Annotated in this window: 6 protein-coding genes; all 6 read left to right on the top strand. The window is 62.9% G+C overall.

The window, feature by feature from the left end; genetic code table 11:
- Positions 1–7: 7 nt before the first annotated feature.
- From AC1DLB_RS19380 to AC1DLB_RS19355, 6 genes are read left to right on the top strand one after another with little or no spacing between them, the layout of a single operon-like run.
- Positions 8–826 (top strand): ABC transporter substrate-binding protein, encoded by an 819-nt coding sequence (locus tag AC1DLB_RS19380; protein ID WP_018928300.1) that lies wholly within the window; start codon positions 8–10, stop codon positions 824–826.
- Between the two features lie 10 nt (positions 827–836).
- Positions 837–2,615: a cis-3-hydroxy-L-proline dehydratase gene (gene lhpI, locus AC1DLB_RS19375; protein ID WP_477785464.1), complete on the top strand. Its 1,779-nt coding sequence runs from the start codon at positions 837–839 to the stop codon at positions 2,613–2,615.
- Positions 2,608–3,273, top strand: a complete 666-nt coding sequence (locus AC1DLB_RS19370; protein WP_018928302.1) for an amino acid ABC transporter permease — start codon at positions 2,608–2,610, stop codon at positions 3,271–3,273. The genes lhpI and AC1DLB_RS19370 overlap by 8 nt, the downstream gene beginning before the upstream one ends.
- 10 nt (positions 3,274–3,283) lie before the next feature.
- A complete protein-coding gene (locus AC1DLB_RS19365; protein WP_064616855.1) occupies positions 3,284–3,934 on the top strand; it encodes an amino acid ABC transporter permease in 651 nt (216 codons plus the stop codon).
- Entirely contained in the window at positions 3,927–4,649 is a 723-nt protein-coding gene (locus AC1DLB_RS19360; protein WP_477785463.1) for an amino acid ABC transporter ATP-binding protein, read from the top strand. Before AC1DLB_RS19365 ends, AC1DLB_RS19360 begins: the two co-directional genes overlap by 8 nt.
- Before the next feature lie 25 nt (positions 4,650–4,674).
- Complete coding sequence (locus AC1DLB_RS19355; RefSeq protein ID WP_096480776.1) at positions 4,675–5,703, top strand: trans-3-hydroxy-L-proline dehydratase; 1,029 nt, start codon at positions 4,675–4,677, stop codon at positions 5,701–5,703.
- Positions 5,704–5,793: the final 90 nt, after the last annotated feature.

The raw sequence follows: 5,793 nt of genomic DNA, 5'->3' as shown, positions 1-5,793 counted from the left end.
GGCCTCTATGAAAAACCCCGCATTTGCCGTAGCCCTCAGCGCTGTTCTCAGTACCTCCTTCATTGCCACCGCCCAGGCCGACAAGCTCGACGACATCATCGGTTCGGGCAAGCTGCGCTGCGCCGTGACCCTGGACTTCCCGCCCATGGGTTTCCGCGATGCCGGTAACAATCCGGCCGGTTTCGACGTGGACTATTGCCATGACCTGGCGAAAATCCTCGGGGTCGAGGCCGAAGTGGTCGAGACGCCGTTCCCGGACCGTATTCCGGCGCTGGTCTCCGGGCGGGCCGATGTGATCGTCGCCTCCACTTCCGACACCCTCGAACGGGCCAAGACCGTCGGCCTCACCGTGCCCTACTTCGCCTTCCAGATGGTGGTGCTGACCCGCGACGACACCGGCATCAACAGCTTCGATGACCTCAAGGGCAAACCCGTGGGTAACACCAGCGGCACCTATGAGGCCATCGCGCTAGAGAAAGACGTGAAGAACTGGGGCACCGGCACCTTCCGCGCCTATCAGTCGCAGAACGACACCCTACTGGCGGTTGCCCAAGGCCATATCGACGCCACCGTGGTCACCAACACCGTGGCCGCCGCCACCCTCAAATCGGGCAAATACAAAAACCTGAAAGTCGCCGGTAACGCGCCGTACGTGATCGACTACGTCTCCCTCGGCGCCAAGCGTAACGAGTATGGCCTGCTCAACTACCTCAACCTGTTCGTCAACCAACAGGTGCGCACCGGTCGTTACAAAGAGCTGTTCGTCAAATGGGTCGGCACTGAAATCCCGCCGACCAACCTGACCGTGCCACAGGTCTACTACTGAGGTGTCCGGCATGCCTAGGCCCACTTCTCTGACCGGTCGCAGCCTGGTCGCGGGCGCCGCCGAGGGCGCCCTGCTGTTCGCCGATATCGGCTTGAGTTTCTGGGGCGGGGTCGATCCGTTTAGCGGCGAGATCATTGACCGTCACCATCCGCTCAGCGGCGAATACCTGGCCGGCCGCGTGCTGGCCATCCCCAGCGGTCGCGGCTCGTGCACCGGCAGTAGCGTGTTGATGGAACTGATCAGCAACGGCCACGCACCGGCCGCATTGGTGCTGGCCGAACCCGATGAGATCCTGACCTTGGGCGTGCTCGTGGCGCAGACCATTTTCGAGCGTTCCCTGCCGGTGCTGTGCATCGGCCGGGAGGCCTTCGCCGCGTTGCGCGGCAAGACCTTCGCTCGGGTCGACGGCGCCTCGGTAACCGTGTTCGAACACCTGCCGGGCGATGCCTGGCAGGCACTCGACAGCCCATTGCAAACGCAAGACCCAAGCGCCCCGCTCGAACTCACCGAACACGACCGGGCGCTGCTCGACGGCCAACATGGCAAGGCTGCACAAGTGGCCATGCAGATTGTTCTGCGCATGGCCGAACTGCAAGGTGCCCGCCGCCTGGTGGATGTCACCCAGGCGCATATCGACGGCTGCATCTACACCGGACCTGCGAGCCTGCGCTTTGCCGAACAACTGGTGCAATGGGGCGCCAACGTGCGGGTGCCCACCACCCTCAATTCGATTTCCGTGGACCAGCGCCGCTGGCGCGAATTGGGCATCGACCCGGCGCTTGGCGAACCGGCCAGCGCCTTGGGCGATGCCTATATGGCGATGGGTGCGCAACTCAGTTTCACCTGTGCGCCCTACCTGCTCGACAGCGCACCCAAGGCGGGCGAGCAGATCGTCTGGGCCGAATCCAACGCGGTGGTCTACGCCAACAGCGTGCTGGGGGCACGCACCCTGAAGTACCCGGACTACCTGGATATCTGCATCGCCCTGACCGGCCGCGCCCCGTTGATCGGCTGCCACCTGGACGCACAACGCAAGGCCCGACTGCAGGTCGAGGTGCCCGCCCTGGGTGAACTGGACGATGCCTTCTACCCGCTGCTCGGTTACCACATCGGCGCGTTGGCGGGCAGCCGGATTCCACTGGTGCGCGGGTTGGAAAACCGCAAGCCGAGCCTGGACGACCTCAAKGCGTTCGGCGCGGCGTTTGCCACCACCTCCGCCGCCCCGTTATTCCATATCGCCGGGATCACCCCGGAAGCTATCGACCCGGCGCAGGTGCTGGAGGGAGATGTAACCCTACCCGTGGAAACAATCCGCCTGAAGGATCTATTGGTCAGTTGGCGCGAACTCAACAGTGCCCGCGACAGCCGGGTGGATGTGGTCTCGCTGGGTAACCCGCATTTCTCCCTCAGCGAGTTCGCTCACCTGGCGCGACTGTGCCTGGGTCGGCACAAACACCCCGACGTGGTCCTCGCCATTACTTGCGGCCGCGCCGTGCTGGAGCAGGCTCGCGAAGCCGGGCATATCGCCGTGATCGAAGCCTTCGGCGCGACCCTGGTCACCGATACTTGCTGGTGCATGCTCGGCGAACCGGTGATCCCGCCGGGCGCAACAACCTTGATGACCAACTCCGGCAAATACGCCCATTACGCACCCGGCCTGGTGGGCCGCAAGGTGCATTTCGCCAGCCTGGCTGAATGTGTCGATACCGCTTGCAGTGCCACGGCCAGCGGTCGTCTGCCGGCCTGGCTGCAAACCGCCGCCCCTCTGGAGACTCTCGCGCATGTTTGATTACACCTTCCAATGGCGCGCCACCCTGCGCGCCCTGCCGGATATGCTCGCCGGCGCCTGGGTCACCTTCGAGACCGCCGCGCTGTCGATGATTTTCGGCGTGCTGATCGCCCTGGCCCTGACGGTGATGCGCGAAAGCAAAACCCCGCTGCTGCGCGGTATCGGCAACGGCTGGGTATCGATCGCGCGCAACACCCCGTCGCTGTTCCAGATCTACGTCCTCTACTTCGGCCTCGGCTCGCTGGGCTTGCACGTCAGCTCATGGTTCGCCCTGCTCGCCGGGATCACCTTCAACAATGCCGGGTATCTGGCGGAGAACTTTCGCGGCGGCCTCAAGGCCGTACCCGACACCCAAGTGCGCGCCGCGCGTTCGCTGGGCATGAGTGCCTTCCAGGCCTACCGCATGATCATCGTCCCGCAGCTGTTGCGGATCGTCTTCTACCCGCTGACCAATCAGATGGTCTGGGCGGTGCTGATGACGTCGCTGGGGGTGATCGTCGGGCTGAACAATGACCTGACCGGGGTGACCCAGGACTACAACGTCAAAACGTTCCGCACCTTCGAATACTTCGCTATCGCCGCCGCGCTGTATTACCTGATTGCCAAGGCGATCGTCGCGTCAGCCCGGCTGATGGCCTGGCGGTTGTTCCGTTACTGAGGGCTTGACCATGTTTTCCACCAGTTTTTCCTGGAATGACCTGCTGTTCCTGCTCGACGGCGCCTGGGTCACCCTGCAACTGACGTTCTGGTCGATCATCCTCGGCTCCTTCGCCGGGCTGTTGTTTGGCCTGCTGCGAGCGCTGTTGCCACGCGCCAGCCTGCCCCTGGCCTGGGTGCTGGACGTGTTTCGCAGCGTGCCGCTGTTGATCCAGTTCGTGCTGTTCAACTCGCTCAAAAGCATCGTCGGCTTGAACATCAGTGCCTTCAGCGTCGGCTGCATTGTGCTGGGGGTCTACACCGCCGCGTACTTCACCGAGATCGTGCGCAGCGGCGTGCTGTCGGTGCCGTTCACCTTGCGGCGGGCCAGTCGTTCGCTGGGCCTGAGCTTTTTGCAGGACCTGCGCTGGATCGTCCTGCCAATGGCCACCCGCGTGGCCTTCCCCGGCTGGCTGAACCTGGTGCTCGGTGTGATGAAAGACACCGCGCTGGTGATGTGGATCGGCATCGTCGAACTGCTGCGCGCCTCGCAAACCATCGTCACCCGCATTCAGGAACCGTTGCTGGTGCTGTGCGTCGCGGGCCTTATCTATTACGTCATGAGCCTGGTGGTTGCACGCCTGGGCGCTCGTCTGGAAAGAAGGTGGCAAGAAAATGATTGAGATCGACAACGTACATAAATCCTTCGGCGATCTGGCCGTGGTCAAGGGTGTCAGCCTGACGGTGGACAAGGGCGAAGTGGTGTCGATCATCGGCGGCTCGGGCTCCGGCAAATCGACCCTGCTGATGTGCATCAACGGCCTGGAGCCGATCCAGAAAGGCAACATCCGCGTCGATGGCGTCGAGGTTCATCACAGCGCCACCGACCTCAACCGCCTGYGGCAGAAAATCGGCATCGTGTTCCAGCAATGGAATGCCTTCCCGCACCTGACCGTGCTGGAAAACGTGATGCTGGCACCGCGCAAGGTTTTGGGCAAAAGCAAGTGCGACGCCGAGGCGCTGGCGGTGCAGCAACTGACCCACGTGGGCCTTGGCGACAAGCTCAAGACCTTCCCCGGCAAGTTGTCCGGAGGCCAGCAGCAACGCATGGCCATCGCCCGCGCCCTGGCCATGTCACCGGACTACATGCTGTTCGACGAAGCCACCTCGGCCCTCGACCCGCAACTGGTCGGCGAGGTGCTGGACACCATGCGCATGCTCGCCGAAGACGGCATGACCATGGTGCTGGTGACCCACGAAATCCGCTTTGCCCGCGATGTGTCCGACCGTGTGGCGTTCTTTCGCAATGGCCTGGTGCACGAGATCGGCTCGCCGGATCAGGTGATTGGCAATCCGATACATGCGGAAACGGCGGCGTTTCTCAAATCAGTGAAGTAACGACCGGCGATAAAAGGAGTCAGCCATGCGTTCATCGAAAGTCATTCATGTGGTCAGTTGCCACGCCGAAGGCGAAGTCGGCGATGTGATCGTCGGCGGTGTCGCCCCACCGCCCGGCGCCACCGTGTGGGAGCAATCGCGCTGGATCGCCAAGGATGAAACCCTGCGCAATTTCGTCCTCAACGAACCCCGTGGTGGCGTGTTCCGCCACGTCAACCTGCTGGTGCCGGCCAAGGACCCTCGGGCGCAAATGGCCTGGATCATCATGGAACCGGCCGACACACCACCGATGTCCGGCTCCAACTCGCTGTGCGTCGCCACGGTGCTGCTCGACAGCGGCATCCTGCCGATGACCGAACCGCAAACCCGGCTGGTGCTCGAAGCGCCCGGCGGCTTGATCGAGGCCGTGGCCGATTGCCGCGACGGCAAGGTCGAACGGGTGGAAATCAAGAACGTGCCCTCCTTCGCTGATCGCCTCGACGCCTGGATCGAAGTCGAAGGCCTCGGCTCGTTACAGGTCGACACCGCGTACGGTGGCGACAGTTTTGTCATCGCCGACGCCAAACGCCTGGGCTTTTCCATCCGCCCTGACGAGGCGGCCGAGCTGGTCGAGGTCGGGTTGAAAATCACCCGCGCGGCCAATGAACAACTAGGCTTCGTCCATCCGCTGAACCCCGAGTGGTCGCATATTTCCTTCTGCCAGATTGCCGCGCCCATCGTGGTTGAAAATGGCATCGCCACCGGGGCCAACGCCGTGGTGATTCAACCCGGCAAGATCGACCGCTCGCCCACCGGTACTGGTTGTTCGGCGCGTATGGCAGTGTTGCAGGCCAAGGGATTGATGCAGGTTGGCGAGCGCTTTATCGGCCGTTCGATCCTCGGTTCCGAATTCCATTGCCGCATCGATTCGATGACCGAAGTGGCCGGCCGCCCGGCGATCTACCCGTGCATTTCCGGCCGGGCCTGGATCACCGGCACCCACCAATTGCTGCTCGACCCCAGCGATCCCTGGCCACAGGGCTATCGCCTGTCAGACACCTGGCCCGGCGCCTGAAACTCCCCCAGACCAACGGCTATAAAAAACCCTGATTGATTGAAAAAACCACTGGCCGAGTATCGGCATTTAAAATATCGTATACGAAAA

This window comes from Pseudomonas sp. 05N434 (assembly GCF_056396965.1).
Note: the sequence above shows the minus strand (reverse complement) of the source record. Positions and strands in the feature narration are given on the sequence as shown.

Coding starts and splice junctions, on each gene's coding strand:
- AC1DLB_RS19380 (WP_018928300.1), top strand. CDS start 8: ATGAAAAACCCCGCATTTGCCGTAGCCCTCAGCGCTGTTCTCAGTACC.
- AC1DLB_RS19365 (WP_064616855.1), top strand. CDS start 3,284: ATGTTTTCCACCAGTTTTTCCTGGAATGACCTGCTGTTCCTGCTCGAC.
- AC1DLB_RS19370 (WP_018928302.1), top strand. CDS start 2,608: ATGTTTGATTACACCTTCCAATGGCGCGCCACCCTGCGCGCCCTGCCG.
- AC1DLB_RS19355 (WP_096480776.1), top strand. CDS start 4,675: ATGCGTTCATCGAAAGTCATTCATGTGGTCAGTTGCCACGCCGAAGGC.